Source organism: Pantoea phytobeneficialis, from assembly GCF_009728735.1.
GTDB classification, from domain to species: Bacteria; Pseudomonadota; Gammaproteobacteria; order Enterobacterales; family Enterobacteriaceae; genus Pantoea; species Pantoea phytobeneficialis.
Genome location: NZ_CP024636.1, coordinates 3,942,304 through 3,968,382 on the forward strand (window position 1 = coordinate 3,942,304; position 26,079 = coordinate 3,968,382).

Below are 26,079 nucleotides of genomic sequence, written 5' to 3' on the forward strand. Positions count from 1 at the left end.
TGCTCAAAGAATTAAACTTCGTAATGAATTACGTGTTCACTCTTGAGACTTGATATTTTTTAAGTCCGTAGACTTTTGATATCAATCCTGCGAGTGCCCACACAGATTGTCTGATAAATTGTTAAAGAGCAGTGCGAACAGCGGGTTAACCGTCTGTCGCGAGGTGGCGTATATTACGCTTTCCTCCTTCAGAGTCAATCTCTTTTTCGAGATTTTTCTCTGGCGGGATGAATCACTTCGTCCCTCGCTGACCGTCTGCGTTGCCGCTTTGCCGTGTCAGTGGAGGCGCATTATAGGGATCCGAATTTTTTGCACAACCCCTTTTTTCGATCTTTTCATCCGAGTGGCGAGTTTTCATCCTTTCTGCTGAGATCACGAACGATCCGCTCAAAAATCAGCTTGTCTGCCGCCCTGATCGCGCTCAGGCTAGGGATAAATGAGTAAAAGGAGAAAGATCATGTCAACAGCCTTACGTCCCTATAAAAGCAGCTACCCACAAATTGGCGATCGGGTAATGATCGATAACAGCAGCGTTGTGGTCGGCGATGTCATCATGGGAGACGATGTCAGTATCTGGCCACTGGTCGCGATTCGCGGAGATGTGAATCAGGTGATCATTGGCGCGCGCACCAACATTCAGGATGGCAGCGTACTTCATGTCACGCATAAATCAGCCAGCAACCCGACAGGCTATCCGCTGGTGATTGGAGAAGACGTTACCGTCGGCCATAAAGCCATGTTGCATGGCTGTACCATTGGTGATCGTGTTCTGGTTGGCATGGGTTCGATTCTGCTGGACGGCGTAATAGTAGAAGAAGATGTGATGATTGGGGCGGGTAGCCTGGTTCCCCCCGGAAAACGCCTGGAAAGTGGCTACCTCTATTTAGGCAGCCCGGTGAAGCAAATTCGGCCACTGAATGAAGCTGAGATTGAAGGATTGCGTTACTCGGCAAACAACTATGTTGGCTGGAAGAATGATTATCTTGCGCAGGAAAGCCAGACCCAACCTTGAGGATCGACTTCATCATTCAGGATAAGCTGTTCGGCTTCCTCTTCCAGATCCCAGCGATTGGCGCTAAACAGCGCCATCGCTTCCCCCTCGCCGAATCTGTCATGCAGTTCATCCGCCGAGATCGCACACATCAGTCCCATACCGTTGACCTGTACAGGGAAACATATCGCCAGACGCGCCTGATCCCACTCTTCGCGATCAGGGAACTGGATAGCCTGATTCACGACTGCATCGCTTCTTTTAACTGTTTAATGACAGGCGCGATTTCTGGCATCACACCATGCCACAACTGGAAAGCATGCGCCGCCTGCCCCACCAGCATGCCTAACCCATCGGCGAGTTGCTGCGCTCCGTGTTGCTGACACCAGAGCAAGAATGGCGTCAGACCTTGTTGGTAGAACATGTCATAGCAACGAGTATGGTGAGAAATCAATGAAACCGGTAATGGCGGCACTTTACCCTCCACTCCGCTGGAGGTGGCGTTCACAATCAGATCGAATGACTGCCCAGCCAGTGCCTCGAAACCACAGGCATGGATGGCACCGCTGTGGCGGAAGATTTCTGCCAGCAACTCTGCCTTTTCAACCGTTCTATTTGTGACCGTGAGTGAACAACCTAATGAAAGCAGAGGCAAAATGACACCACGCGCCGCGCCACCCGCTCCCACCAGCAATACACGATCGCCAGGGCGGATCATGTCCAGCCGTTCAAGATCGCTCAGTAAACCAATGCCATCGGTGTTATCACCAATAATCTGCCCCTGCGCATCTTTCTTCAACGTATTGACTGCGCCGGAAAGCGCAGCGCGCTCACTGAGCTCATCCGCAAACTCCCACGCCTGTTCTTTAAAAGGCAAGGTTACATTGGCGCCCTTCCCTCCTGATGCAAAGAACTCGCTAATGGCCTGTGGGAACCCATCCAATGGCGCACATATCCGGCCATAGCGGTGATCGATACCCGTTTGCTCAGCGAACAAACGATGAATAAAAGGCGATTTGCTGTGCGCGATTGGGTTACCAAAAACGGCAAAGTTGTCCATAAATTAGCCCTGACGGATAAGTTCGCCGCTGATCACATCGCGGATTTCTGAAGGATTGAGACGGCCCCCGGTTTCTCCCACCAGCACCGGAAATTCCGCGCCGAATTGCTGAGCGACCTCAGCTGCGGTGCGGCAAGGCGGCTCGCCGGACAGATTGGCGCTGGTTGAAACCAGTGGTTTACCAAAACGCCGACACAGCGCCTGTACATCAGGGTGATCACTAACACGAATCGCCAACGAGTCAAAACGTCCGGTTAACCAACGTGGCGTATGTGGCGACGCCGGAACCACATAAGTCACCGGCCCAGGCCAGCTGGCAAACATACGCTCACGCTGCACCACCGAAAGCTCCTGATCGGCCACATACGGTTCCAGCTGGGCATAGTCAGCAGCAATCAGGATCAGTCCTTTTTCAACCGGGCGCTGTTTCAATGCCAACAGTGACATCACCGCGCTTTCACTATCCGGGTCACACCCCAGACCAAAGACCGCCTCAGTGGGATAAGCGATAACCGCCTGCTGTTGCAGTTGTTCAATACAGAAATCGACACTGCCCGGTAAAGCATGTTGTTGCGTCATAGTCATCAGTTGTCCTGCACTACGGCTTTGCCGCAGCACTTACTGGCGCAGAAACGTTTCATGCCCTGCGCGGTTTTCTTTTCAATTAATAAAGGGAACTGACAGTGCGGGCAAACACCTTCAACAGGCGTCGCGTTCACGGCAAACTGGCAGTCGGGATAGCGATCACAGGCATGAAAAGTTTTGCCATAACGCGAGCGGCGCTGCACCAGCTTGCCACTTTGACACTGTGGGCACGCGATCGCGGTCTCATCAGGCTTATCGATCGTTTCGGTGTAATCACATTCAGGATAGTGGCTACAACCAACAAACATACCAAACCGCCCCTGACGCAGTACTTTATCAGCACCACATTGTGGACAGGCATGTCCCTCCAGCACTTTGACGATATGACCGTCACCCTGATTTTTCAGCGGGCGAATATAGTCGCAGGTTGGATAGTTGACGCACCCAAGGAATGGGCCATGTTTGCCGGCACGTATCACTAATTCTGCCCCGCAAGCGGGGCAGGGGTCGTGTTTACGCACGGTAAAAAGTGCTGATTTACTCATATAACCCGATGCATTAATCGCAAGTTAATGCAGCATACCTTCATTGACGTCGAATAACAGTTCTTCCATCTGCTGGTAGGCATTTTCACATCCGGGGATGTTGAACAACACCATCAGCACCACCCATTTGAGATCTTCCAGATCAAAATCGAGGGTATCGAGTGCCATCACTCGTTCGATAACCATTTCGCGTGTTTCCATATTCAGCACCTGGATCTGTTCCAGGAACAGAATAAAACCGCGGCATTCAGCATCTAAACGCTGGCCCTCTTCTTCCGTGTAGATACGCATTGAGAGCGGGTCGTTCGCCAGCAATACCGGCGCAACCAAGCCATCCTGGTAATCAGCCAGTCTCTCAAGCCAATTCAACGCATTATAGATATCTTCACGATGAAAACCGGCATCGGTTAAATCATCGGTCAGTTTATCCTGGTCAACGCGCATTTCGGCTTCGTTATGGATATAGGTCTCAAACAAGTACATAAGTACGTCGAACATGGCATGCCCTCCTTAATCGGACATAGCCGCCGGGTACAGCTGCGATCCATCCTGCTAACTCCAGCTCCAGCAACTGGGCTGAGATAACTGGCACAGGTTGGCCGGCACGTTCAGCGACGACGTCAACAGGTGTAACCTCATCACCTACGTTAGCCAACACGTCCGCAAATGGCAATGGAACATCGTCACTGTCTTGTGAATATATTGTTTCTGGTTGAGTTGAGGGGAGCCAGTGAAGGGACGAATGGAGATCGTCGAGAATCTGATCAGGATGGGAGACCAGCAATGCACCTTGCTGTATCAGCCAGTGCGTTCCTGTACTGCCTTCACTCCCCAAGGAACCGGGTAACGCATAGACATTGCGATTTTGTTCCAACGCATAGCGCGCCGTAACCAGTGAGCCGCTTTTCAAGGAGGCTTCCACCACCAATACCCCCATGCTCAAACCACTGATGATGCGATTGCGGCGTGGAAAATTCGTGGCATAAGGAGGCGTATCCAACGGGAATTCGGAGACCAGGGCACCTTCATTGTTCATGATCTCCTGAGCCAAATTTTGATGGTTTCTGGGATAAATGTGCTTCAACCCACTTCCCAGCACGGCGACGGTTTTGCCGGAGGCGTTGAGCGCCGCACGATGTGCAACGCCATCAATCCCCCGCGCCAGCCCACTGGTTAGGGTTAACCCCTTCGCCGCCAGCTGCTGTGAAAACCAACCACCCCACTCCTTGCCATAATGTGAACATTGGCGACTGCCGACAACGGCAAGTTGCGGAGTATGCAAGGCTGCGGCATTGCCCATCACATATAACAAGGGTGGGAAACGGCTGATTTCAGCCAATGCCGGGGGATAAGTATTATCCAGAACAGAAAGCAGCTGATGCTGTGGATTTTCCAGCCAGCGCCGGGTTCGCGTGAGTTGTCGTGGACAGAGTGTATTAAATTGTTTTCGCTGCGTTTCGTTTAGCCGTTGCATCGTCAGCAAATCATCATCCACATGGCTGGCGCTATGCAGCATATTCGCCAGGCGAAGAATTTGATGGCCACTGAGGCCTTTCACATTCGCCAGCCTGAGCATCCACTCAATTTTATCCATGTCTCACTCCCTGTTCGACCTGTGCCTTGATGCGGTGGAATGCTGTCAATCATGCCTCAAAAAGTCTACAATATGAGGCAGTAATCTTTTCTTTAACGCATACAGATCTGGATATTTATGTCAGTTTTGCAGGTATTACATTTCCCTGATGATCGCCTTCGCAAAATCGCGGCGCCGGTAAAAACCGTAGATGCCGGGATACAGCGTATCGTCGACGACATGTTTGAAACAATGTACGCCGAAGAGGGCATCGGCCTGGCGGCAACGCAGGTGGATATTCATCAGCGCATTATCGTGATTGATGTGTCAGAAAGCCGTGAAGAACGCCTGGTTTTGATCAACCCAGAGCTGCTGGAGAAAGGCGGCGAAACCGGTATTGAAGAGGGCTGTCTCTCCATTCCGGAACAACGTGCCTTTGTCCCGCGTGCTGAATGGGTGAAAGTCCGTGCTCAGGATCGTGACGGTAATACTTTCGAACTGGAAACCGATGGCTTGCTGGCGATCTGCATTCAGCACGAAATCGACCACCTCGATGGCAAACTGTTTATTGATTATCTGTCACCGCTGAAACGTCAGCGCATCAAACAGAAACTGGAAAAACTGGCACGCCAGAATGCACGCGCATCCTGAGTGCAAACAGAAGGTTAAACTGTGTCTGCACCGTTAAAAATCATCTTTGCCGGTACACCTGACTTTGCAGCGCGTCATCTTGACGCGCTGCTTGCTTCTGAGCATCAGGTGGTTGGCGTGTTTACCCAGCCCGATCGTCCTGCCGGACGAGGCAACAAACTGACTCCCAGCCCGGTAAAAGTGCTGGCGCTAGCGCATGACGTTCCGGTTTTCCAACCAAAGTCACTCAAACCTGAAGAGAACCAGCAACTGGTTGCCACATTGCAGGCTGATGTGATGGTGGTGGTGGCTTACGGCCTGATTTTACCGAAGGCGGTGCTGGATATGCCGCGCCTTGGTTGTATCAACGTCCACGGCTCATTGCTGCCGCGCTGGCGTGGTGCCGCCCCAATTCAACGTTCACTCTGGGCTGGCGATGCTGAAACCGGTGTGACCATCATGCAAATGGATGTGGGCCTGGATACCGGTGATATGCTGCATAAACTTGCCTGCCCGATTACCGAGCAGGACACCAGTGCCACCCTGTATGACAAACTGGCGCTGCTCGGCCCTGAAGGGATGCTCAAAACGCTGAAGCAGTTGGCAAATGGCAGCGCACAGCCAGAAAAACAGGATGAAGCGCTGGTCAGCTACGCAGAGAAACTGAGCAAAGAAGAGGCTCGCCTCGACTGGACGCTTTCTGCCGCGCAACTTGAACGCTGCATTCGTGCCTTTAATCCCTGGCCGATGAGCTATTTCATGGTTGATGATCAACCGGTGAAAGTCTGGCAAGCCAGTGTACTGCCGCATCAGGGAAAACAGCCCGGCGAAATCCTCCATGCCGATAAGCAAGGTATCCAGATTGCGACCGCTGACGGCGTTCTGAACCTGCTCTCGCTGCAACCTGCCGGTAAAAAAGCCATGTCTGCACAGGATCTGCTTAACTCACGTCGTGAATGGTTCTCGCCTGGCAGTATTCTGGCCTGATCCCGTAGCCCGGTTAATACCGGGCTTTTTGTTTAATGAATGAATCGCATGAAAAAAAACACAAACCTGCGTAGCCTCGCCGCGCAATTAATTGAACGCGTAGTGGATAAGGGCGAATCGCTCAGCGCCATTTTGCCCGGCGCACAGAAAAATCTGTCCGATAAGGACGGGGCGCTGCTACAGGAACTCTGCTTTGGTGTAATGCGTACCCTACCGCAGCTCGAAGCATTGATTGGCAAGCTGATGGAGCGGCCTTTAACAGGTAAGCAGCGTGTTCTTCATTATCTGATCATGGTAGGCCTGTATCAGTTGCTTTATACCCGCGTCCCTCCGCATGCCGCACTGGCTGAGACCGTGGCTGGCGCGGAAGAGCTAAAACGCGCAAACCTGAAAGGCTTGCTGAATGGTGTGCTGCGCCAGTTTCAACGGCAGCAGGAAACGTTGGTTGCAGAAGTTGATCAGGGTACGCAACGTTATTTACATCCGGGTTGGTTGCTCAAACGTTTACAAACCGCATGGCCCGAACAATGGCAGCAGATTGTCGAAGCCAACAATCAGCGTCCACCGATGTGGTTGCGCGTCAACCGTCAACATCACGCCCGTGATGCCTGGTTGGCACTGCTTGAAGCGACAGAAAAACATGCCTTCGCCGGAGATGCTCCGGATGCCCTTCGCCTGGAAGCGCCAACCGCAGTCGGCCAACTGCCTGGTTTCGAGCAGGGTTGGGTAACGGTACAGGATTTATCCGCACAACGCTGTGCTTTGCTGCTTGAACCACAAGATGGCGAATCGATTCTTGACCTGTGTGCTGCGCCTGGCGGCAAAACCACCCATATCCTTGAAATTGCACCGCAGGCGAACGTGCTGGCCGTCGATGTTGATGAACAACGTCTGACGCGCGTGAGAGAAAACCTGCAACGTCTCGGCATGCAGGCGGATGTGCGTCAGGGTGATGGGCGAACGCCAGCTGACTGGTGTGGTGAGCAACAATTTGACCGTATCCTGCTGGATGCACCCTGCTCGGCAACGGGTGTGATCCGCCGCCATCCCGATATCAAATGGCTGCGACGCGATCGTGATATCGCTGAGCTGGCCAGCCTACAACAGGAAATCCTCAACGCAGTCTGGCCTCGGCTGAAGCGTGGCGGCACGTTGCTTTATGCAACCTGTTCAGTTCTGCCGGAAGAGAATCATCAGCAAATCAGTGCTTTCCTGGCAGCACATCCCGATGCCATTGCAGAAGCGCTGCCGCAAGGTCAGGATAATGGATGGCAGGTGTTTCCTGCGACAGATGGCGGGGATGGTTTCTTCTACGCTAAGCTGATGAAAAAATAGTACGGCGCAATCTGACAAGAGCTTAAAGCGATGAAAATTATAATCCTTGGCGCCGGCCAGGTCGGCGGAACCCTCGCGGAAAACCTGGTCGGGGAAAACAATGACATCACCGTGGTGGATAGTGATCCCACGCGTTTACGTCAGTTGCAGGACAAATTCGATCTGCGCGTGGTGCACGGTCATGGTTCTCATCCGCGCATCCTGCGGGAAGCGGGTGCTGAGGATGCTGATATGCTGGTTGCGGTTACCAGCTCAGACGAAACCAACATGATCGCTTGTCAGATCGCTTACTCATTATTCAATACCCCCAATCGTATTGCGCGTATCCGTGCTGCCGACTATTTGCGCGATGCAGACAAGTTGTTCGTGCCAGAAGCTGTCCCTATCGATCATTTGATTTCGCCTGAGCAGCTGGTAATCGACAATATTTACCGTCTGATCCAATATCCCGGCGCTTTGCAGGTGGTTAATTTTGCCGAAGGGAAAGTGAGCCTGGCAGTGGTGAAGGCGTATTACGGCGGCCCGTTGGTCGGTAACCCACTTTCTATTCTGCGCGAGCATATGCCGCATATTGATACGCGTGTGGCGGCGATCTTTCGCCAGGATCGTCCCATTCGCCCGCAGGGTTCGACCATTGTCGAAGCCGGTGATGAAGTCTTCTTTATCGCCGCCAGCCAGCATATTCGCGCCGTGATGAGTGAGATGCAGCGGCTGGAAAAACCGTACAAACGCATTATGCTGGTGGGCGGAGGCAACATCGGCTTTGGCCTGGCACAACGGCTGGAAAAACAGTACAGCGTTAAGCTGATTGAACGAAATCCGCAGCGTGCAGCAGAACTGGCGGAGCAGCTTCAGGATACGATCGTTTTCTACGGTGATGCTTCCGATCAGGAGTTACTGGCGGAAGAGCATGTTGATCAAATCGATCTCTTCATCGCTGTCACCAATGATGATGAAGCCAACATCATGTCAGCGATGCTGGCAAAAAAAATGGGGGCGAAAAAAGTCATGGTGTTGATCCAGCGTCGTGCCTATGTCGATCTGGTGCAAGGCAGCGTGATCGATATCGCCATCTCACCACAGCAAGCCACCATTTCTGCATTGCTCGGGCACGTCCGTAAAGCAGACATTGTCGGTGTTTCCTCATTACGTCGTGGGATTGCCGAAGCGATTGAAGCAATCGCTCATGGTGAAGAAACCACTTCACGCGTAGTTGGACGTCTGATCGAAGACATCAAATTGCCACCGGGTACGATTATTGGCGCAGTGGTACGCGGTGATGAGGTGATCATCGCCAATGCAAATGTGCGTATCGAGCAAGGGGACCATGTGATTATGTTCCTGACCGATAAGAAATTTGTGCCCGATGTGGAACGCCTGTTCCAGCCGAGTCCCTTCTTCCTTTAATCGCCGCGGGCAGGCTTTGGTTGCCCGCCGTGATAATCCAACTTAATCCTTTGTTGTCATGGCAAATGTTAAAAGGTTTGTTAGACTTTAGACATTGGCCAAGGCAAGGAGATAACAATGAGTTTTTTCAAAGAGTTTCGTGATTTTGCGATGCGCGGCAACGTGGTTGACCTCGCAGTCGGTGTGATTATCGGTGCCGCGTTTGGCAAGATTGTTTCATCGTTGGTGGCGAATATTATTATGCCACCGCTGGGGTTACTGATTGGTGGGGTCGATTTTAAACAGTTTAAGTGGATCATAAAACCAGCGGAAGGCACAGCGCCTGCCGTTATCATGGAATATGGTGTTTTTATTCAGAGTATTTTTGATTTCGTAATCGTCGCGTTGGCTATTTTTATCGCCATCAAACTGATGAACAAACTGTACAAGAAGAAAGAAGTAGAAAAAGCCGATCCGAAGCCAACAAATGAAGAGTTGTTACTGACGGAAATTCGTGACCTGCTCAAGCAACAAAACACCAAAATCTGATAGAGAAAACCGCCTGACCAGGCGGTTTTTTTTATCCTTAAAACCAGAAGGCCAGTGGTAAACTTCTTTGCTTACCACTGGCCTCCCAGTTACCTCGCTTCGCGTGTTTGTCTTTACGCCGATAGCTGCCTTTCCCTTTCTGATTCTGCTCAATACGCTGGCGAAACAGCGGGTCGTGTAATAACGCCTCGATGGCGTTGTCTTTTATCTGCCCTTTTTGATGCTGATAACGGCTCATATTTCCTCCAATGATTGACAGCGCAACTATAGGCTTATCCACGTTAAATACAATCCTTGCCACAACAAATTTCCGGATGCGGTTCTTCACCTTTTTCGAGAGCTTCGAGAATTGAGCAGCAAGCGCTGCTATGTAAATCACCGCAGCAGGTTTCAGACAAGCGTTGCAGTGAACGCTGGATCGTTTGTAACTCAACGATCATCGTGCTGACTTCATCAAGGCGCTTCGCCACAATGGCTTTTGACTCCTGGCAAGTGTGATGTTCGGGATCGATACGGATCGATAGCAATCCACGAATAGCATCAAGGCTAAAACCTAGCTGACGTCCGTAACGGATAAAGCGCAGGCGCTGCAAGTCACCGTCACTATACAAACGGAAACCACCTTCAGTGCGTACCTCATGATCCATCATTTGTTGTTTTTCATAAAAGCGGATGGTGTCAGGGGTAACATCAGCCATCTTCGCCAACTGACCGATACGGTACATATTATTTCTCCTGCCTCAGATGCTGCTTAATAGCCTCACAATAATCCCCATGCAGAAATGCAGTACTCATTCCTGCCTGACGCAGTTTCAGTTCCAGTAAGCTCAGTTTCTTCGACAGCTCGCGGGCCTGATGATCGTCAGGATCCAGCTCAAGAAGAAGATCTTTTACTTCCAGAGCTTCGCGACGCATTTCCAGCTCTGGCGGCAAAAAACCGGCATTTTTTAATAACCGATATCCCATGCGCAGTTCTTCGGGTATCGCGCTGTCGTCTTCCAACTGCAATGGTGCACCCTCACCACGCAAATTGCTCAGTTCGCCTTTTTCCTGAGCAGCAAGGATGTGTTGTTCTGCGAGTTGATCAATTAGCCACATGAGGTGCTCCTGACAGGGATAACTGCCATCAGCATAGCGGAAGGGGGGAAAATGGGAAGAAACCGCAGGCAATAAAAAACCCGCCGAAGCGGGTTTTTTACGTTACTGCAAATTACTCTGCAGCAGCTTCTGCTTGAGCTTCTGGACGATCAACCAGCTCGATGTATGCCATCGGAGCGTTGTCACCAGCACGGAAGCCACACTTCAGAATACGAGTGTAACCACCGGCACGGCTCGCGAAACGCGGGCCCAGCTCGTTAAACAGTTTTGCCACGATCTCGTTATCACGAGTGCGGGCGAATGCCAGACGACGATTAGCTACGCTGTCGGTCTTGGCAAGAGTAATCAGCGGCTCAACTACGCGACGCAGCTCTTTGGCTTTCGGCAGAGTCGTCTTAATGATCTCATGACGAACCAGAGAACCAGCCATGTTGCGGAACATAGCCTGACGATGGCTGCTGTTACGGTTCAGTTGACGACCACTCTTACGATGGCGCATGACCTTATCCTTCTCAGTGAAACCTTAACCTGTGATCGGGTTATTCATCAGCGATGCTTGCCGGCGGCCAGTTTTCCAGGCGCATGCCCAGAGACAGACCACGAGAGGCCAGCACGTCTTTAATCTCGGTAAGAGATTTTTTACCCAGGTTAGGCGTTTTAAGCAGCTCAACCTCGGTACGCTGTACCAGATCACCGATGTAGTGGATAGCTTCTGCCTTAAGGCAGTTAGCAGAGCGGACAGTCAATTCCAGATCGTCAACAGGGCGCAGCAGGATCGGATCGAATTCTGGTTTCTCTTCTTTCACTTCCGGCTGACGTACATCACGTAAGTCAACGAAAGCTTCCAGTTGTTCTGCCAGGATGGTTGCCGCACGGCGAATCGCCTCTTCAGGATCGATTGTGCCGTTGGTTTCCATTTCGATGACCAGCTTGTCCAGGTCGGTACGCTGTTCAACACGCGCAGCTTCAACATTGTAGGCGATACGGTCTACAGGGCTGTAGCAAGCGTCTACTAACAGACGGCCGATTGGGCGCTCATCTTCTTCCGAATGAATTCGGGCAGAAGCCGGCACATAACCACGACCACGTTGAACTTTGATACGCATGCTAATAGATGCGTTTTCATCGGTCAGGTGGCAGATCACATGCTGCGGCTTGACGATTTCGACATCACCGTCGTGGGTAATGTCGGCTGCAGTCACAGGGCCAATGCCAGATTTATTCAGGGTCAGGATGACTTCATCTTTACCCTGAACTCTTACCGCCAGCCCTTTCAGGTTAAGCAGGATTTCCAGGATATCTTCCTGTACGCCCTCTTTGGTGGAGTACTCGTGGAGCACGCCATCAATCTCAACCTCGGTCACCGCGCAACCCGGCATGGAAGAAAGCAGAATACGGCGCAGTGCGTTGCCAAGAGTATGGCCAAAGCCACGCTCTAACGGCTCAAGGGTCACCTTGGCGTGCGTCGAACTCACTTGCTCGATATCTACCAGGCGCGGTTTTAGAAACTCTGTCACAGAACCCTGCATTGTGTCCTCTCTTTGGTACTAAGCTTTACTTAGAGTAAAGCTCGACGATCAGGTGTTCGTTAATGTCCGCAGACAGATCAGTACGCTCAGGAATACGCTTGAACACACCTTCCATCTTAGTCGCATCAACTTCCAGCCAGGTTGGCTTTTCACGCTGCTCAGCCAGCTCCAGAGCGGCCTTCACGCGAGATTGCTTTTTGGCTTTCTCACGGATGCTTACGACATCATTCGGAGATACCTGATAAGAAGCGATGTTAACAACGCGGCCGTTCACCAGGATAGATTTGTGGCTAACCAGCTGACGTGCTTCTGCACGAGTGGCACCAAAACCCATACGGTAAACTACGTTATCCAGACGACCTTCCAGCAGAGCTAACAGGTTTTCACCGGTGTTGCCTTTCAGACGCGCTGCTTCTTTATAGTAGTTACGGAACTGACGCTCCAGCACGCCGTAGATACGACGAACTTTCTGTTTTTCACGTAACTGACCGCCGTAATCAGACAGACGCGGTTTACGCGCACCATGCTGACCAGGGGCTTGTTCAATTTTGCACTTGGAATCGATCGCGCGAACACCAGACTTAAGGAATAAGTCAGTGCCCTCACGACGGCTCAGCTTGAGCTTAGGACCCAAATATCTTGCCATTTTCTTTCTCCAACTATCCTAAAAACGAGGCGTTATACGCGACGTTTTTTCGGCGGACGACAACCGTTGTGAGGGATCGGAGTCACATCAGTAATGTTAGTGATGCGGAAACCAGCGGCGTTCAGAGCACGAATAGTAGATTCGCGACCCGGACCCGGACCCTTAACCATAACTTCCAGGTTCTTAATACCGTAATCTTTCACGGCTTCTGCACAGCGCTCTGCAGCGACCTGAGCAGCAAACGGAGTAGATTTACGTGAACCGCGGAAACCGGAACCACCGGCGGTTGCCCAACCCAGTGCGTTACCCTGACGATCAGTAATGGTAACGATGGTGTTGTTAAAAGAAGCATGGACATGAGCCACGCCATCTGAGACTTGCTTTCTTACACGTTTACGTGCACGAACTGGTGCCTTTGCCATTATTTACTCACCCCGATTATTTCTTGATCGGTTTACGCGGACCCTTACGGGTACGTGCGTTGGTCTTGGTACGCTGACCGCGTACTGGCAGACCACGACGATGGCGCAAACCACGGTAGCAACCAAGGTCCATCAGACGCTTGATGCTCAGGGTGATTTCACGGCGCAGATCACCTTCTACAACGAATTTAGCAACTGCATCACGCAGCTGATCAATTTGTTCTTCAGACAGCTCACTGATCTTAACATTTTCAGCGATGCCCGTTTCAGCACAGATAGCTTTAGAACGGGTTTTGCCGATACCGAAAATCGAAGTTAATGCGATAACGGTGTGTTTTTGATCAGGAATGTTAATGCCTGCTATACGGGCCACTATGCACTCCTATAATTAAATAAATGCGAACCATGCTGAAAAGCCCGTTTTCAGGATACTCAAATGGAAACGCATCGACATACAAAAGATTGGCTGGCTAATCTAGCCAGCTCAACCCGACTTTGCAAGAAAAATATGTGAGAAAATCAGCCTTGGCGCTGTTTATGCTTAGGCTCGGCACTGCAAATCACACGTACGACACCGTCGCGACGGATGATTTTGCAGTTACGACATAATTTCTTGACGGAAGCACGAACTTTCATTTTTACTCTCCGTAACTTCTCAAGCGCCTGAATTAACGGCCGTAGCCTTTCAGGTTAGCTTTCTTCAATGCAGACTCGTACTGACTTGACATCATCAGAGTTTGCACTTGAGCCATAAAGTCCATGATGACAACCACTACGATGAGCAGTGAAGTACCGCCAAAGTAGAAGGGAACCTTCATGGCATCACGCATGAACTCCGGGATCAGGCAGATAAAAGTAATATACAGTGCGCCGATTAAGGTCAGACGTGTCATTACTTTATCGATATACTTCGCCGTTTGCTCTCCCGGACGAATTCCCGGTACGAATGCACCAGACTTCTTCAGGTTATCTGCTGTTTCACGCGGGTTGAAAACCAACGCCGTGTAGAAGAAACAGAAGAAGATGATTGCAGTCGCATAGAGTAGCACATAAAGCGGCTGTCCTGGCTGCAAATACAGCGAAATTGTTGTCAGCCAGTTCCAACCGGTACCGCCCCCGAACCAGGATGCTATCGTCGCCGGGAACAGGATAATGCTGGAAGCGAAGATTGCCGGGATAACCCCTGCCATATTCACTTTCAACGGTAAATGTGTGCTCTGTGCAGCATAAACACGACGACCTTGCTGACGCTTAGCGTAGTTCACCACAATGCGGCGTTGACCACGTTCTACGAAAACAACGAAGAAGGTCACTGCAAATACGAGAACTGCAACCAACAGCAACAGAAGGAAGTGCAGGTCGCCTTGCCGCGCTTGCTCGATGGTATGGCCAATGGCCGGCGGGAGACCCGCAACAATACCCGCGAAGATAATGATCGAAATACCGTTGCCGATACCCCGTTCAGTAATCTGTTCGCCCAGCCACATCAGGAACATTGTCCCGGTAACCAGACTTACAACAGCGGTAAAGTAGAAGGCAAAGCCCGGATTAATCACCAGGCCCTGCATTCCAGGCATATTCGGCAGACCGGTAGCAATACCGATCGACTGGAATACAGCCAGAACCAGCGTGCCATAACGGGTGTACTGGCTAATCTTACGACGGCCAGCCTCCCCTTCTTTCTTAATCTCCGCTAACGCCGGATGAACCACCGTTAGCAGCTGGATAATAATAGAGGCCGAAATATACGGCATAATACCCAGCGCGAAGATTGAGGCACGACTGAGAGCACCACCAGAGAACATGTTGAACATTTCAATGATGGTGCCACGCTGTTGCTCAAGCAGTTTGGCAAGTACAGTGGCATCGATACCAGGGATCGGAATAAAAGAGCCAATACGGAAGACAATCAGTGCACCGATAACAAACAAGAGTCTGCGCTTCAGTTCACCAAAGCCACCTTTGGCACTTTGAAAATCTAATCCCGGTTGCTTAGCCATCTGCTACTTATTCCTCGATTTTACCGCCAGCAGCTTCGATTGCAGCACGAGCACCTTTGGTGACACGCAGACCACGAACCGTTACCGGTGCAGAAACTTCACCAGACAGAATCACTTTCGCGAATTCAATCTGAACACCGACGATGTTTGCTGCTTTCAGCGTGTTCAGGTCAACAATACCGCCTTCAACTTTCGCCAGGTCAGACAGACGAACTTCTGCAGTGACCATTGCTTTGCGAGAGGTGAAACCGAATTTCGGCAGACGACGGTACAGAGGCATCTGACCACCCTCGAAACCACGACGTACGCCACCGCCAGAACGAGACTTCTGACCTTTGTGACCACGACCGCCGGTTTTACCGAGGCCAGAACCGATACCACGACCCAGACGCTTAGAAGCGTGTTTAGACCCTTCGGCCGGAGACAGAGTGTTTAAACGCATCTCTTACTCCTCCACTTTCAGCATGTAGGAAATCGCGTTGACCATACCGCGTACTGCCGGCGTGTCTTCACGCTCTACGGTGTGACCAATACGACGCAGACCCAGGCCAACCAGAGTGGCTTTATGCTTAGGCAGGCGGCCGATTGAGCTACGGGTTTGTGTAATTTTAATAGTCTTTGCCATCGTGATTACCCCAGAATTTCTTCAACGGATTTACCACGCTTGGCAGCGACCATTTCCGGAGACTTCATGTTGCCCAGGCCGTCGATAGTTGCACGAACCACGTTGATCGGGTTGGTGGAACCATACGCTTTAGCCAGAACGTTATGAACTCCAGCGACTTCCAGAACGGCGCGCATTGCACCGCCGGCGATGATACCGGTACCTTCAGAAGCCGGCTGCATGAACACGCGAGAACCCGTGTGTGCACCTTTAACCGGGTGCTGCAGGGTGCCGTGCGTCAGCGCGACGTTAATCATATTGCGACGGGCTTTTTCCATCGCTTTCTGGATCGCTGCTGGAACTTCACGCGCTTTACCGTAACCAAAACCGACGCGACCGTTACCGTCACCTACCACAGTCAGTGCTGTGAAGGAGAAAATACGACCACCTTTAACAGTTTTAGATACACGGTTTACCGCGATCAGTTTTTCCTGCAGTTCGCCAGCTTGTTTCTCGATGTGTGCCATCTTAGACCTCTACCTTAGAACTGAAGGCCAGCTTCACGAGCAGCATCTGCCAGTGCCTGGACGCGACCATGATATTGGAAACCGGAACGGTCGAAAGAAACATCTTTGATGCCTTTTTCGATAGCGCGCTCAGCCAGAGCTTTACCTACAGCTGCAGCGGCGTCTTTGTTACCGGTATACTTCAGTTGTTCAGCGATAGCTTTTTCTACAGTAGAAGCAGCAACCAGAACTTCGGAACCGTTCGGGGCGATTACCTGTGCGTAAATGTGACGCGGGGTACGATGTACCACCAGGCGAGTAGCACCCAGCTCTTTGAGCTTGCGACGTGCACGGGTCGCACGACGGATACGAGCAGATTTCTTATCCATAGTGTTACCTTACTTCTTCTTAGCCTCTTTGGTACGCACGACTTCGTCGGCGTAACGAACACCCTTGCCTTTGTAAGGCTCAGGACGACGGTAGGCGCGCAGATCAGCTGCAACCTGACCAATCAGCTGCTTATCAGCGCCTTTCAGCACGATTTCAGTCTGAGTTGGGCATTCGGCAGTGATGCCAGCCGGCAGTGCATGGTCAACAGGGTGAGAGAAGCCCAGGGCCAGACTCACAGAGTTGCCTTTTACAGCTGCACGATAACCAACACCAACCAATTGCAGCTTCTTGGTGAAGCCTTCGGTAACACCAATAACCATGCCGTTCAGCAGCGCACGAGCAGTACCTGCCTGTGCCCAACCATCCGCATAACCTTCGCGCGGAGCGAAAGTCAGGGCGTTGTCTGCATGCTTAACTTCAACAGCTTGGTTGATAGTACGAGTCAGCTCGCCGTTTTTACCTTTGATCGAAATTTCCTGACCGTTGAGTTTTACCTCTACGCCGGCAGGAACAACGACAGGTGCTTTTGCAACACGAGACATGTTTTCCTCCGATTACGCTACGTAGCAGATAATTTCGCCACCAAGACCAGCCTGGCGCGCTGCACGATCAGTCATAACACCTTTAGATGTAGAAATTACAGCGATGCCCAGACCAGCCATTACTTTTGGCAGCTCATCTTTTTTCTTATAGATGCGCAGACCTGGACGGCTAACACGCTGAATGTTTTCTACAACAGCTTTACCCTGGAAATACTTAAGAGTCAGTTCCAGTTCCGGCTTGATGTCGCCTTCGATTTTAAAATCTTGAATATAGCCTTCTTCCTTCAGCACGTTGGCAATTGCCACTTTCAGCTTGGAGGAAGGCATAGAGACCGCAACTTTGTTCGCGGCCTGACCGTTACGGATACGGGTCAGCATATCCGCGATCGGATCTTGCATGCTCATCTGTGTTACTCCCGTGATTCAAATGGTGACAATTACCAGCTTGCCTTTTTCAGACCCGGGATTTCACCGCGCATTGCGGCTTCACGGACCTTGATACGGCTCAACCCAAACTTCCGCAGGAAACCGTGCGGACGACCTGTTTGACGGCAGCGGTTACGCTGACGTGAAGGGCTGGAATCACGCGGCAGACTCTGCAGCTTGAGAACGGCATCCCAACGATCTTCGTCAGAAGCGTTCACATCAGAAATGATCGCTTTCAGTTCAGCGCGTTTTGCGAAGAACTTGTCTGCTAATTTCACACGCTTAACTTCGCGTGCTTTCATAGATTGCTTAGCCATGAAGTAACCCTACCTTACTTGCGGAACGGGAAGTCAAAGGCAGCCAGCAGAGCACGGCCTTCATCATCAGATTTCGCAGTAGTGGTAATGGTAATATCCAAACCACGAACGCGATCGACTTTGTCGTAGTCGATTTCTGGGAAGATGATCTGCTCACGAACGCCCATGCTGTAGTTACCACGACCGTCGAAAGACTTCGCAGACAAGCCACGGAAGTCACGGATACGCGGTACAGCAATAGTGATCAGGCGCTCAAAGAACTCCCACATGCGCTCGCCGCGCAGAGTTACTTTACAGCCGATCGGATAGCCCTGACGGATTTTGAAGCCTGCAACTGATTTGCGTGCTTTGGTGATCAGCGGTTTTTGACCGGAGATTGCTGCCAGGTCAGCTGCTGCGTTATCCAGCAGTTTCTTGTCAGCGATCGCTTCACCAACACCCATGTTCAGGGTGATCTTCTCGACCCGAGGGACTTGCATGACAGAATTGTAGCCGAACTCAGTCATGAGTTTCTGGACTACTTCGTCTTTGTAGTAATCATGCAGTTTCGCCATCGTACTACTCCAAATTACTTGATAGTTTCGCTGTTAGATTTGAAGAAACGGACTTTTTTGCCGTCTTCGAATCTAAAGCCTACACGGTCAGCCTTGCCGGTTGCCGCATTGAAGATTGCAACGTTAGAAACCTGAATAGCAGCTTCTTTTTCAACGATGCCACCTGGTTGGTTCAGAGCCGGAACCGGCTTAGAGTGTTTCTTAACCAGGTTGATACCTTCAACGATGACTTTACCAGAAGTCAGGACGTTCTTTACTTTACCGCGTTTACCTTTGTCTTTGCCGGTAAGCACGATAACTTCGTCGTTACGACGGATTTTCGCTGCCATTGTTCGCTCCTTAGAGTACTTCTGGTGCCAGAGAGATAATTTTCATGAACTTTTCAGTACGAAGTTCACGAGTTACCGGCCCAAAAATACGCGTTCCGATTGGCTGCTCAGAGTTATTGTTTAAAATAACGCATGAGTTGCCATCGAAGCGAATGACAGAACCGTCCGGGCGACGAACACCCTTCTTGGTGCGCACCACTACCGCCTTCAGGACATCACCTTTTTTCACCTTACCACGCGGAATTGCTTCCTTGATGGTAACTTTGATGATATCGCCGACGCCTGCGTAGCGACGGTGCGAGCCACCCAGAACCTTGATACACATTACGCGACGTGCACCGGAGTTGTCGGCGACGTTCAGCATAGTCTGTTCTTGGATCATTTTAGTGCTCCGCTAATGTCAACTACTACTTCGGGACCCAAAACCTCAGGTCGTTAAAAAGCCCCATAATTGAGGGCGCGGCATTATAACACCGGTTCCTGCATATGGGTAGAAAAAATGAACGGCTCGCGAGAGCCGTTCATCTTATTTTTTAGAGGAAGCAGATTCTATTACAGAACCGCTTTCTCTACAACGCGAACCAGAGTCCAGGACTTAGTCTTGGACAGCGGACGGCATTCGCGGATTTCAACCACGTCGCCGATACCGCATTCGTTGTTCTCGTCGTGGATGTGCAGCTTAGTCGTACGCTTAATGAATTTACCGTAGATCGGGTGCTTCACGAAACGCTCGATAGCAACAACTGCAGATTTCTGCATTTTGTCACTAACAACACGACCTTGCAGAGTACGGATTTTATCGGTCATTACGCACCCGCCTTCTCAGTCAGTAAAGTCTTAACGCGTGCAACATCACGGCGCACATTCTTCAGCAGATGGGTCTGCTGCAGTTGGCCAGATGCTGCCTGCATGCGCAGGTTAAACTGCTCACGCAGCAGGTTAAGCAGCTCAGCGTTCAGCTCTTCAACGCTTTTTTCACGCAGCTCAGTTGCTTTCATTACATCACCGTCTTAGTTACAAAGGTGGTTTTGATAGGCAGTTTTGCTGCTGCCAGCTTGAATGCTTCACGGGCCAGCTCTTCCGGTACGCCGTCCATTTCATACAGGACTTTACCAGGCTGGATCAGGGCAACCCAATACTCCACGTTACCCTTACCTTTACCCATACGCACTTCCAGCGGCTTCTCGGTGATCGGTTTGTCCGGGAATACACGGATCCAGATCTTACCTTGACGCTTAACTGCACGGGTCATAGCACGACGTGCTGCTTCGATCTGACGTGCAGTCAGACGACCACGGCCAACAGCTTTCAGACCGAAAGTACCGAAGCTAACATCCGTACCCTGCGCCAGACCGCGGTTACGGCCTTTGTGCACTTTACGGAATTTCGTACGCTTTGGTTGTAACATCAGCGACTCTCCTTACTTACGGCCTTTACGCTGCTGCTTTTTAGGTTGAGCAGCCGGTTCCGGTTGTTCAACAGCAGCCATACCACCCAGGATCTCACCTTTGAAGATCCATACCTTAACGCCGATTACACCATAAGTGGTGTGCGCTTCAGAGGTGTTGTAGTCAATGTCAGCACGCAGAGTGTGCAACGGTACGCGACCTTCGCGGTACCATTCGGTACGTGCGATTTCCGCGCCGCCCAGACGGCCGCTAACTTCAACTTTAATACCCTTCGCGCCCAGACGCATGGCGTTCTGAACTGCACGCTTCATAGCACGACGGAACATCACACGACGCTCCAGCTGTGAAGTGATGCTGTCAGCTACCAGTTTCGCGTCCAGTTCCGGTTTACGGACTTCAGCGATGTTGATCTGTGCAGGAACGCCAGCGATATTCGCGACGACCGTACGCAGTTTCTCAACGTCTTCACCTTTCTTACCGATAACGATACCCGGGCGAGCGGTGTGAATGGTCACACGGATGCTCTTAGCCGGACGCTCGATAACGATGCGTGATACAGACGCTTTTGCCAGTTCTTTAGTCAGGAACTGACGTACTTTAAAATCGCTGTCCAGGTTGTCAGCGAATTCTTTGGTGTTCGCAAACCAGGTAGAGTTCCATGGTTTTACAATACCCAGGCGAATACCATTAGGATGTACTTTCTGACCCATTGCTAGTCTCCAGAGTCTCAGCGATCGGACACAACCACAGTAATGTGGCTGGTGCGCTTCAGGATGCGATCTGCACGACCTTTTGCACGAGGCATAATGCGCTTCATGCTTGGGCCTTCATCTACGAAAATTTTCGCAACTTTCAGATCGTCGATATCAGCGCCATCGTTGTGTTCGGCGTTAGCAATGGCAGATTCCAGGACTTTCTTAACCAGTACAGCCGCTTTCTTGTTGGTGTAAGTCAGAATATCCAGAGCCTGCGACACTTTCTTACCGCGAATCAGGTCAGCAACGAGGCGAACCTTCTGAGCAGAAGAACGAGCATGGCGATGTTGAGCAATAGTTTCCATCTCTTCCTCCTACTTATTTCTTCTTGGCTTTCTTATCAGCAGCGTGGCCGCGATAAGTACGTGTCGGTGCAAATTCACCCAGCTTGTGGCCGACCATTTCGTCGGAAACAAAGACAGGAACGTGCTGACGACCATTATGGACAGCGATGGTCAAACCGATCATGTTAGGGAAGATCGTTGAACGACGGGACCAGGTGCGCAGGGGCTTCTTGTCTCCGCTTTCCACCGCTTTCTCTACCTTCTTCAGCAAGTGCAGGTCAATAAAAGGACCTTTCTTGAGAGAACGTGGCATGGCTTATCCTCTAAAATTATTTGCTACGGCGACGTACGATAAATTTATCAGTACGCTTGTTGCTACGGGTCTTCTTACCTTTGGTCTGAACGCCCCACGGAGTTACCGGGTGCTTACCAAAGTTACGACCTTCACCACCACCGTGCGGGTGATCGACTGGGTTCATCGCAGTACCGCGAACGGTAGGACGAACACCGCGCCAACGAGTTGCACCGGCTTTACCCAGAACGCGCAGCATGTGCTCAGCGTTACCGACTTCGCCCAGAGTTGCGCGGCAGTCAGCTTCGACTTTACGCATTTCACCTGAACGCAGACGCAGGGTAACGTAGGAACCTTCACGCGCAACGATCTGCACGTAAGCACCAGCTGAGCGAGCAATCTGACCGCCTTTGCCTGGTTTCATTTCTACGTTGTGAACGGTAGAACCCACTGGGATGTTACGCATCGGCAGGGTGTTACCCGCTTTGATCGCAGCATCAACGCCAGACTGAATCTGGTCGCCAGCTTTCAGGCCTTTAGGGGCCAGGATGTAACGGCGCTCGCCATCTTTGTACAGAACCAGTGCGATGTTCGCAGAACGGTTCGGATCGTACTCAAGACGCTCAACAACTGCCGGGATACCATCTTTGTTGCGTTTGAAGTCAACAATACGGTAAGCCTGCTTGTGACCACCACCGATATGACGGGTAGTGATACGACCATTGTTGTTACGACCACCGGATTTGCTGTTTTTTTCCAGCAACGGAGCAAATGGTTTGCCCTTGTGCAGCTCAGGGTTCACCACTTTAACTACGTGACGACGACCCGGAGATGTCGGTTTACATTTAACAACTGCCATTGTCTTTCTCCTCCGACTTACTCAGCGCCGCCGACGAAGTCCAGGTTCTGGCCTTCTTTCAGGGTGACGTAAGCTTTTTTCCAGTCGCTACGACGACCGATACGCTGTCCGTGACGCTTAACTTTACCCTTAACAACCAGGGTGTTTACGTCTTTAACTTCTACTTCGAACAGTTTCTCAACAGCAGCAACGATCTCTGCTTTGGTCGCGTCTTTAGCAACTTTGAGAACGATGGTATTGGTTTTTTCCATCGCGGTAGATGCTTTTTCAGATACGTGCGGCGCGCGCAGTACTTTCAGCAGACGTTCTTCACGGATCATGCCAGCATCTCCTCAACTTGCTTAACTGCTTCAGCAGTCATAACGACTTTGTCGAAGGCGATCAGGCTAACTGGGTCGATACCTGCTGCATCGCGCACGTCAACCTTGTACAGGTTACGCGCAGCCAGGAACAGATTCTCATCCAGTTCGCCGGTGATGATCAGCACGTCTTCCAGCGCCATGTCTTTCAGTTTCTGTGCCAGCAGCTTGGTTTTCGGTGCTTCAACAGAGAATGATTCGACAACGATCAGACGGTCCTGACGTACCAGCTCGGACAGGATGCTTTTCAGCGCGCCGCGGTACATCTTTTTGTTAACTTTTTGACTGTGGTCCTGAGGACGTGCAGCGAAGGTCACGCCACCTGAACGCCAGATCGGGCTCTTGATAGAACCTGAACGCGCACGGCCGGTGCCTTTCTGACGCCAAGGCTTTTTGCCTGAACCAGTTACTTCAGCACGAGTTTTCTGCGCACGAGTACCCTGACGAGCACCAGCAGCGTAGGCAACAACAACCTGGTGAACCAGCGCTTCGTTGAAATCACGACCGAAGGTAGTTTCGGAAACAGTCAGCGCGCTCTGCGCGTCTTTCAATACTAATTCCATTGCTATCCCCTTACGCCTTCACAGCCGGTTTAACGATCAGGTCGCTACCGGTCGCACCCGGAACTGCACCTTTCACCAGCAGCAGGTTGCGCTCAGCGTCAACACGTACTACTTCCAGGCTCTGAACGGTTACGCGCTCATTACCCAGCTGACCAGCCATTTTCTTGCCTTTGAACACTTTGCCCGGAGTCTGGTTCTGACCGATAGAACCCGGTACGCGGTGAGACAAGGAGTTACCGTGAGTCGCGTCCTGGGTACGGAAGTTCCAGCGCTTAACGGTACCTGCGAAACCTTTACCTTTAGAGGTACCGGTTACGTCTACTTTTTTCACTTCAGCGAAGATTTCAACACTGATGCTCTGGCCAACAGCGAACTCTTCACCTTCGGTGCGGAATTCCCACAGACCACGGCCAGCTTCAACGCCAGCTTTAGCAAAGTGACCAGCTTCAGGTTTGGTCACACGGTTAGCTTTTTTAGCACCGGTGGTAACCTGGATCGCCTGGTAACCATCGTTCTCCAGAGTTTTAACCTGGGTAACGCGGTTTGCTTCAACTTCAATAACGGTTACTGGGATTGAAACGCCATCTTCAGTGAAGATGCGGGTCATGCCCACTTTTTTACCGACTAAACCACTCATTGTATCAACCTCTCAATCGCTCGATGACCTGATTAACCCAGGCTGATCTGCACGTCAACACCGGCAGCCAGATCCAGACGCATCAGTGCATCAACGGTTTTTTCAGTTGGCTCAACGATGTCTACCAGACGCTTGTGAGTGCGGATTTCGTACTGATCACGCGCATCTTTGTTGACGTGCGGAGAGATCAGAACGGTAAAACGCTCTTTGCGAGTCGGCAGCGGGATCGGACCACGTACCTGCGCACCAGTGCGCTTGGCAGTCTCAACGATTTCCGCGGTTGATTGATCGATCAGACGATGATCAAACGCTTTAAGACGGATACGGATTCTTTGGTTCGACATGAGACCAAGGCTCCAAACATTTTATAAACGAAAAAAATTACTACCCACACCCATTACGATTGATGGAGGAGTGTAATCGTTCAGCATATAACTCCCCAATTGGGAGTATTGTCAGGTGGCCTAGCTTAATAACCACCTGCGATTCTGCTCGAATCGCGCCGGCCAATATCGGCAGGCCCGCGCATTATACGCAAATCTGTTCAGGAAGCAACCCATGATGCGTTTTTAACCAGAAAAGGACGTAACGGGAAAAGAAAAGCCCGCAGCGATCACAGAACGCTGCGGGCTGGGCATAGCGTGAGGGTGAAATCAGCCTAACTGTCGCCCTCTTCTTTGATTTGTACCTGCAAGTAATTCTGAATCCCGATTTTATTAATCAGCTCCAGCTCGGTTTCCAGGTAATCAATGTGGTGTTCTTCGTCGGCAAGAATCTCAATCATCATATCGCGGCTGACGTAATCGTGGACTTTATCAGCATAGGCGATGGCTTCACGCAAATCCTTCGCCCCTTCCAGTTCCAGTGCCAGATCGGATTGCAGCATTTCCGGCACATCCTCGCCAATCCGTAACCGGCCAAGATCCTGCAAGTTGGGAATCCCTTCAAGAAACAGAATGCGTTCAATGTACTTGTCCGCATGTTTCATTTCATCAATGGACTCGTGGTATTCCACATCATTGAGGCGTGTTAAACCCCAGTTTTTGAACATACGTGCATGAAGAAAGTACTGGTTGATAGCAACCAACTCATTCCCCAGCAATTTGTTGAGATGATTTATGATTTTAGTGTCGCCCTTCATTTCGCTTCCTCCGCTTCCAGTTAATTAGAGCGTAGATGCGGATAAAAAGAAGTCAAAAAAACGCGACAGTTTTTGTGGTTATTCCATTCCGGTTCGTGAATCAGGCGATCTCTTTATACAGCGGTACCTGCTGGAGTTCGTCATCCATGATTTCACGCGCGACACGGATGCATTTGCCACACTGTTTGCCAATAGGAACCAGTTGGCGCAAATGCTGAATAGATTTGGGCTGATAGCGACGGACTACTTCGCGAAGGGTTTTATCACTCACGGCATTACACAGGCAGACGTACATTTACTACGGACTCCGGTACATTTTCTGATCAAAGTGTAAATGAGAATGGTTTTTATTTCAAACCTGGATTTTGTGTGGGATTAGATATCAGAGGGGGGAAATTCAGGCATAAAAAAAGAGCACCGAAGTGCTCTTCTTTTCGTGCTCAAGTGGCTACCGAAATAGCCACCTGCGTCAGCGCAATTAAGCGATAACTTTAGCAACAACGCCCGCACCAACGGTACGGCCGCCTTCGCGGATTGCGAAGCGCAGACCTTCGTCCATTGCGATCGGGTGAATCAGGGTAACAACCATTTTGATGTTGTCGCCCGGCATTACCATCTCTACGCCTTCCGGCAGTTCTACTGAACCTGTTACGTCAGTAGTACGGAAGTAGAACTGAGGACGGTAGCCTTTGAAGAACGGAGTATGACGGCCGCCTTCGTCTTTAGACAGTACGTACACTTCTGATTCGAACTGAGTGTGCGGCTTGATGGTGCCC

Annotated in this window: 46 protein-coding genes; 6 read left to right on the forward strand and 40 right to left on the reverse strand. The window is 51.0% G+C overall.

Annotated elements, in window-relative coordinates; genetic code table 11:
* Nucleotides 1-457: 457 nt before the first annotated feature.
* On the forward strand, nt 458-1,012 hold the full coding sequence (locus tag CTZ24_RS18260) for a gamma carbonic anhydrase family protein (protein ID WP_208724281.1): 555 nt from the start codon (nt 458-460) through the stop codon (nt 1,010-1,012).
* Here the strand turns inward: CTZ24_RS18260 and CTZ24_RS18265 are convergent.
* Genes CTZ24_RS18265 through dprA form a run of 6 tightly spaced genes read right to left on the reverse strand, consistent with a single transcriptional unit; the run spans nt 979 to nt 4,775 of the window.
* On the reverse strand, nt 979-1,236 hold the full coding sequence (locus CTZ24_RS18265) for a DUF1488 family protein (protein ID WP_021186389.1): 258 nt from the start codon (nt 1,234-1,236) through the stop codon (nt 979-981). The two genes, CTZ24_RS18260 and CTZ24_RS18265, sit on opposite strands and share 34 nt — an antisense overlap.
* The gene (gene aroE, locus CTZ24_RS18270; RefSeq protein ID WP_208724282.1) at nt 1,233-2,051 is read right to left on the reverse strand and encodes a shikimate dehydrogenase; all 819 of its coding nucleotides are present in this window, start codon (nt 2,049-2,051) and stop codon (nt 1,233-1,235) included. The genes CTZ24_RS18265 and aroE overlap by 4 nt, the downstream gene beginning before the upstream one ends.
* Nucleotides 2,052-2,054: 3 nt before the next feature.
* Complete coding sequence (gene tsaC, locus CTZ24_RS18275; protein ID WP_208725594.1) at nt 2,055-2,630, reverse strand: L-threonylcarbamoyladenylate synthase type 1 TsaC; 576 nt, start codon at nt 2,628-2,630, stop codon at nt 2,055-2,057.
* Between the two features lie 5 nt (nt 2,631-2,635).
* Nucleotides 2,636-3,181, reverse strand: coding sequence for a DNA topoisomerase family protein (locus CTZ24_RS18280; protein WP_036628123.1), 546 nt, complete (start codon nt 3,179-3,181; stop codon nt 2,636-2,638).
* 24 nt (nt 3,182-3,205) lie between these two features.
* Nucleotides 3,206-3,679, reverse strand: a complete 474-nt coding sequence (gene smg / locus CTZ24_RS18285; RefSeq protein ID WP_021186393.1) for a DUF494 family protein Smg — start codon at nt 3,677-3,679, stop codon at nt 3,206-3,208.
* Nucleotides 3,651-4,775, reverse strand: a complete 1,125-nt coding sequence (gene dprA, locus CTZ24_RS18290; protein WP_208724283.1) for a DNA-protecting protein DprA — start codon at nt 4,773-4,775, stop codon at nt 3,651-3,653. Before dprA ends, smg begins: the two co-directional genes overlap by 29 nt.
* Before the next feature lie 117 nt (nt 4,776-4,892).
* Between dprA and def the strand changes: the two genes are divergently transcribed.
* From def to mscL, 5 genes are all read left to right on the forward strand, one after another.
* The gene (def, locus tag CTZ24_RS18295) at nt 4,893-5,405 is read left to right on the forward strand and encodes a peptide deformylase (protein ID WP_021186395.1); all 513 of its coding nucleotides are present in this window, start codon (nt 4,893-4,895) and stop codon (nt 5,403-5,405) included.
* A 21-nt stretch (nt 5,406-5,426) separates the two neighbouring features.
* A complete protein-coding gene (gene fmt, locus CTZ24_RS18300; RefSeq protein WP_208724284.1) occupies nt 5,427-6,371 on the forward strand; it encodes a methionyl-tRNA formyltransferase in 945 nt (314 codons plus the stop codon).
* 48 nt (nt 6,372-6,419) lie between these two features.
* The gene (rsmB, locus tag CTZ24_RS18305; RefSeq protein ID WP_208724285.1) at nt 6,420-7,706 is read left to right on the forward strand and encodes a 16S rRNA (cytosine(967)-C(5))-methyltransferase RsmB; all 1,287 of its coding nucleotides are present in this window, start codon (nt 6,420-6,422) and stop codon (nt 7,704-7,706) included.
* A 30-nt stretch (nt 7,707-7,736) separates the two neighbouring features.
* Entirely contained in the window at nt 7,737-9,113 is a 1,377-nt protein-coding gene (gene trkA / locus CTZ24_RS18310; protein WP_021186398.1) for a Trk system potassium transporter TrkA, read from the forward strand.
* A gap of 117 nt (nt 9,114-9,230) precedes the next feature.
* Nucleotides 9,231-9,641, forward strand: a complete 411-nt coding sequence (gene mscL / locus CTZ24_RS18315) for a large-conductance mechanosensitive channel protein MscL (protein ID WP_208724286.1) — start codon at nt 9,231-9,233, stop codon at nt 9,639-9,641.
* Between the two features lie 37 nt (nt 9,642-9,678).
* Here the strand turns inward: mscL and CTZ24_RS18320 are convergent, their stop codons facing one another.
* The 34 genes from CTZ24_RS18320 to CTZ24_RS26755 form a co-directional block, all read right to left on the reverse strand.
* Nucleotides 9,679-9,879: an alternative ribosome-rescue factor A gene (locus tag CTZ24_RS18320; protein WP_208724287.1), complete on the reverse strand. Its 201-nt coding sequence runs from the start codon at nt 9,877-9,879 to the stop codon at nt 9,679-9,681.
* 43 nt (nt 9,880-9,922) lie between these two features.
* A complete protein-coding gene (gene zntR / locus CTZ24_RS18325) occupies nt 9,923-10,366 on the reverse strand; it encodes a Zn(2+)-responsive transcriptional regulator (RefSeq protein ID WP_208724288.1) in 444 nt (147 codons plus the stop codon).
* A 1-nt stretch (nt 10,367) separates the two neighbouring features.
* Nucleotides 10,368-10,739: a DnaJ family domain-containing protein gene (locus CTZ24_RS18330; RefSeq protein ID WP_208724289.1), complete on the reverse strand. Its 372-nt coding sequence runs from the start codon at nt 10,737-10,739 to the stop codon at nt 10,368-10,370.
* Nucleotides 10,740-10,851: 112 nt separating this feature from the next.
* Nucleotides 10,852-11,238 carry a 50S ribosomal protein L17 gene (rplQ, locus tag CTZ24_RS18335; RefSeq protein ID WP_003850180.1) on the reverse strand — a complete coding sequence of 129 codons (387 nt, stop codon included), beginning with the start codon at nt 11,236-11,238 and terminating at the stop codon, nt 10,852-10,854.
* A 40-nt stretch (nt 11,239-11,278) separates the two neighbouring features.
* Nucleotides 11,279-12,268 carry a DNA-directed RNA polymerase subunit alpha gene (locus CTZ24_RS18340; RefSeq protein ID WP_007891688.1) on the reverse strand — a complete coding sequence of 330 codons (990 nt, stop codon included), beginning with the start codon at nt 12,266-12,268 and terminating at the stop codon, nt 11,279-11,281.
* Nucleotides 12,269-12,293: 25 nt separating this feature from the next.
* On the reverse strand, nt 12,294-12,914 hold the full coding sequence (gene rpsD, locus CTZ24_RS18345; RefSeq protein WP_013510754.1) for a 30S ribosomal protein S4: 621 nt from the start codon (nt 12,912-12,914) through the stop codon (nt 12,294-12,296).
* Between the two features lie 32 nt (nt 12,915-12,946).
* Nucleotides 12,947-13,336, reverse strand: coding sequence for a 30S ribosomal protein S11 (gene rpsK / locus CTZ24_RS18350; protein ID WP_004160563.1), 390 nt, complete (start codon nt 13,334-13,336; stop codon nt 12,947-12,949).
* 16 nt (nt 13,337-13,352) lie between these two features.
* Complete coding sequence (gene rpsM / locus CTZ24_RS18355) at nt 13,353-13,709, reverse strand: 30S ribosomal protein S13 (RefSeq protein ID WP_013510755.1); 357 nt, start codon at nt 13,707-13,709, stop codon at nt 13,353-13,355.
* Between the two features lie 146 nt (nt 13,710-13,855).
* Nucleotides 13,856-13,972, reverse strand: a complete 117-nt coding sequence (rpmJ, locus tag CTZ24_RS18360; RefSeq protein WP_004160566.1) for a 50S ribosomal protein L36 — start codon at nt 13,970-13,972, stop codon at nt 13,856-13,858.
* Between the two features lie 32 nt (nt 13,973-14,004).
* Nucleotides 14,005-15,336 carry a preprotein translocase subunit SecY gene (gene secY / locus CTZ24_RS18365; protein ID WP_013510756.1) on the reverse strand — a complete coding sequence of 444 codons (1,332 nt, stop codon included), beginning with the start codon at nt 15,334-15,336 and terminating at the stop codon, nt 14,005-14,007.
* A 7-nt stretch (nt 15,337-15,343) separates the two neighbouring features.
* Nucleotides 15,344-15,778, reverse strand: a complete 435-nt coding sequence (gene rplO, locus CTZ24_RS18370; protein WP_013510757.1) for a 50S ribosomal protein L15 — start codon at nt 15,776-15,778, stop codon at nt 15,344-15,346.
* A 3-nt stretch (nt 15,779-15,781) separates the two neighbouring features.
* Nucleotides 15,782-15,961, reverse strand: coding sequence for a 50S ribosomal protein L30 (gene rpmD, locus CTZ24_RS18375; RefSeq protein WP_021186404.1), 180 nt, complete (start codon nt 15,959-15,961; stop codon nt 15,782-15,784).
* A gap of 5 nt (nt 15,962-15,966) precedes the next feature.
* Nucleotides 15,967-16,467 carry a 30S ribosomal protein S5 gene (gene rpsE / locus CTZ24_RS18380; protein WP_013510759.1) on the reverse strand — a complete coding sequence of 167 codons (501 nt, stop codon included), beginning with the start codon at nt 16,465-16,467 and terminating at the stop codon, nt 15,967-15,969.
* A 14-nt stretch (nt 16,468-16,481) separates the two neighbouring features.
* Nucleotides 16,482-16,835 (reverse strand): 50S ribosomal protein L18, encoded by a 354-nt coding sequence (rplR, locus tag CTZ24_RS18385; protein ID WP_013510760.1) that lies wholly within the window; start codon nt 16,833-16,835, stop codon nt 16,482-16,484.
* 9 nt (nt 16,836-16,844) lie between these two features.
* Nucleotides 16,845-17,378: a 50S ribosomal protein L6 gene (gene rplF, locus CTZ24_RS18390; RefSeq protein WP_013510761.1), complete on the reverse strand. Its 534-nt coding sequence runs from the start codon at nt 17,376-17,378 to the stop codon at nt 16,845-16,847.
* Nucleotides 17,379-17,390: 12 nt separating this feature from the next.
* Nucleotides 17,391-17,783 (reverse strand): 30S ribosomal protein S8, encoded by a 393-nt coding sequence (gene rpsH / locus CTZ24_RS18395; protein ID WP_013510762.1) that lies wholly within the window; start codon nt 17,781-17,783, stop codon nt 17,391-17,393.
* A 32-nt stretch (nt 17,784-17,815) separates the two neighbouring features.
* Nucleotides 17,816-18,121 carry a 30S ribosomal protein S14 gene (gene rpsN, locus CTZ24_RS18400; protein WP_006120592.1) on the reverse strand — a complete coding sequence of 102 codons (306 nt, stop codon included), beginning with the start codon at nt 18,119-18,121 and terminating at the stop codon, nt 17,816-17,818.
* Nucleotides 18,122-18,135: 14 nt separating this feature from the next.
* Complete coding sequence (rplE, locus tag CTZ24_RS18405; RefSeq protein ID WP_013510763.1) at nt 18,136-18,675, reverse strand: 50S ribosomal protein L5; 540 nt, start codon at nt 18,673-18,675, stop codon at nt 18,136-18,138.
* Between the two features lie 14 nt (nt 18,676-18,689).
* Complete coding sequence (gene rplX / locus CTZ24_RS18410) at nt 18,690-19,004, reverse strand: 50S ribosomal protein L24 (RefSeq protein WP_013510764.1); 315 nt, start codon at nt 19,002-19,004, stop codon at nt 18,690-18,692.
* A gap of 10 nt (nt 19,005-19,014) precedes the next feature.
* Complete coding sequence (rplN, locus tag CTZ24_RS18415) at nt 19,015-19,386, reverse strand: 50S ribosomal protein L14 (protein WP_013510765.1); 372 nt, start codon at nt 19,384-19,386, stop codon at nt 19,015-19,017.
* Nucleotides 19,387-19,556: 170 nt separating this feature from the next.
* The gene (rpsQ, locus tag CTZ24_RS18420) at nt 19,557-19,811 is read right to left on the reverse strand and encodes a 30S ribosomal protein S17 (RefSeq protein WP_013510766.1); all 255 of its coding nucleotides are present in this window, start codon (nt 19,809-19,811) and stop codon (nt 19,557-19,559) included.
* Nucleotides 19,811-20,002 (reverse strand): 50S ribosomal protein L29, encoded by a 192-nt coding sequence (gene rpmC, locus CTZ24_RS18425; RefSeq protein WP_021186407.1) that lies wholly within the window; start codon nt 20,000-20,002, stop codon nt 19,811-19,813. Before rpmC ends, rpsQ begins: the two co-directional genes overlap by 1 nt.
* On the reverse strand, nt 20,002-20,412 hold the full coding sequence (gene rplP, locus CTZ24_RS18430) for a 50S ribosomal protein L16 (protein WP_002438716.1): 411 nt from the start codon (nt 20,410-20,412) through the stop codon (nt 20,002-20,004). The genes rpmC and rplP overlap by 1 nt, the downstream gene beginning before the upstream one ends.
* Nucleotides 20,413-20,424: 12 nt before the next feature.
* On the reverse strand, nt 20,425-21,123 hold the full coding sequence (gene rpsC, locus CTZ24_RS18435) for a 30S ribosomal protein S3 (protein WP_009087585.1): 699 nt from the start codon (nt 21,121-21,123) through the stop codon (nt 20,425-20,427).
* 17 nt (nt 21,124-21,140) lie between these two features.
* On the reverse strand, nt 21,141-21,473 hold the full coding sequence (gene rplV, locus CTZ24_RS18440) for a 50S ribosomal protein L22 (RefSeq protein ID WP_007891659.1): 333 nt from the start codon (nt 21,471-21,473) through the stop codon (nt 21,141-21,143).
* Between the two features lie 13 nt (nt 21,474-21,486).
* On the reverse strand, nt 21,487-21,765 hold the full coding sequence (rpsS, locus tag CTZ24_RS18445; RefSeq protein WP_001138115.1) for a 30S ribosomal protein S19: 279 nt from the start codon (nt 21,763-21,765) through the stop codon (nt 21,487-21,489).
* A 16-nt stretch (nt 21,766-21,781) separates the two neighbouring features.
* Nucleotides 21,782-22,603, reverse strand: coding sequence for a 50S ribosomal protein L2 (rplB, locus tag CTZ24_RS18450; protein WP_013510768.1), 822 nt, complete (start codon nt 22,601-22,603; stop codon nt 21,782-21,784).
* A gap of 17 nt (nt 22,604-22,620) precedes the next feature.
* A complete protein-coding gene (gene rplW, locus CTZ24_RS18455; protein WP_010618574.1) occupies nt 22,621-22,923 on the reverse strand; it encodes a 50S ribosomal protein L23 in 303 nt (100 codons plus the stop codon).
* Nucleotides 22,920-23,525, reverse strand: a complete 606-nt coding sequence (gene rplD, locus CTZ24_RS18460; RefSeq protein ID WP_013510769.1) for a 50S ribosomal protein L4 — start codon at nt 23,523-23,525, stop codon at nt 22,920-22,922. The genes rplW and rplD overlap by 4 nt, the downstream gene beginning before the upstream one ends.
* 10 nt (nt 23,526-23,535) lie before the next feature.
* On the reverse strand, nt 23,536-24,162 hold the full coding sequence (rplC, locus tag CTZ24_RS18465; protein WP_021186408.1) for a 50S ribosomal protein L3: 627 nt from the start codon (nt 24,160-24,162) through the stop codon (nt 23,536-23,538).
* A 32-nt stretch (nt 24,163-24,194) separates the two neighbouring features.
* A complete protein-coding gene (rpsJ, locus tag CTZ24_RS18470) occupies nt 24,195-24,506 on the reverse strand; it encodes a 30S ribosomal protein S10 (RefSeq protein WP_006120582.1) in 312 nt (103 codons plus the stop codon).
* Nucleotides 24,507-24,820: 314 nt separating this feature from the next.
* Nucleotides 24,821-25,303, reverse strand: coding sequence for a bacterioferritin (gene bfr / locus CTZ24_RS18475; RefSeq protein WP_021186409.1), 483 nt, complete (start codon nt 25,301-25,303; stop codon nt 24,821-24,823).
* 100 nt (nt 25,304-25,403) lie between these two features.
* A complete protein-coding gene (gene bfd, locus CTZ24_RS18480; RefSeq protein WP_021186410.1) occupies nt 25,404-25,598 on the reverse strand; it encodes a bacterioferritin-associated ferredoxin in 195 nt (64 codons plus the stop codon).
* A 183-nt stretch (nt 25,599-25,781) separates the two neighbouring features.
* Nucleotides 25,782-26,079 (reverse strand): EF-Tu C-terminal domain-related protein (locus CTZ24_RS26755; protein WP_496198561.1); only part of this gene is annotated, 298 nt, incomplete at its 5' end.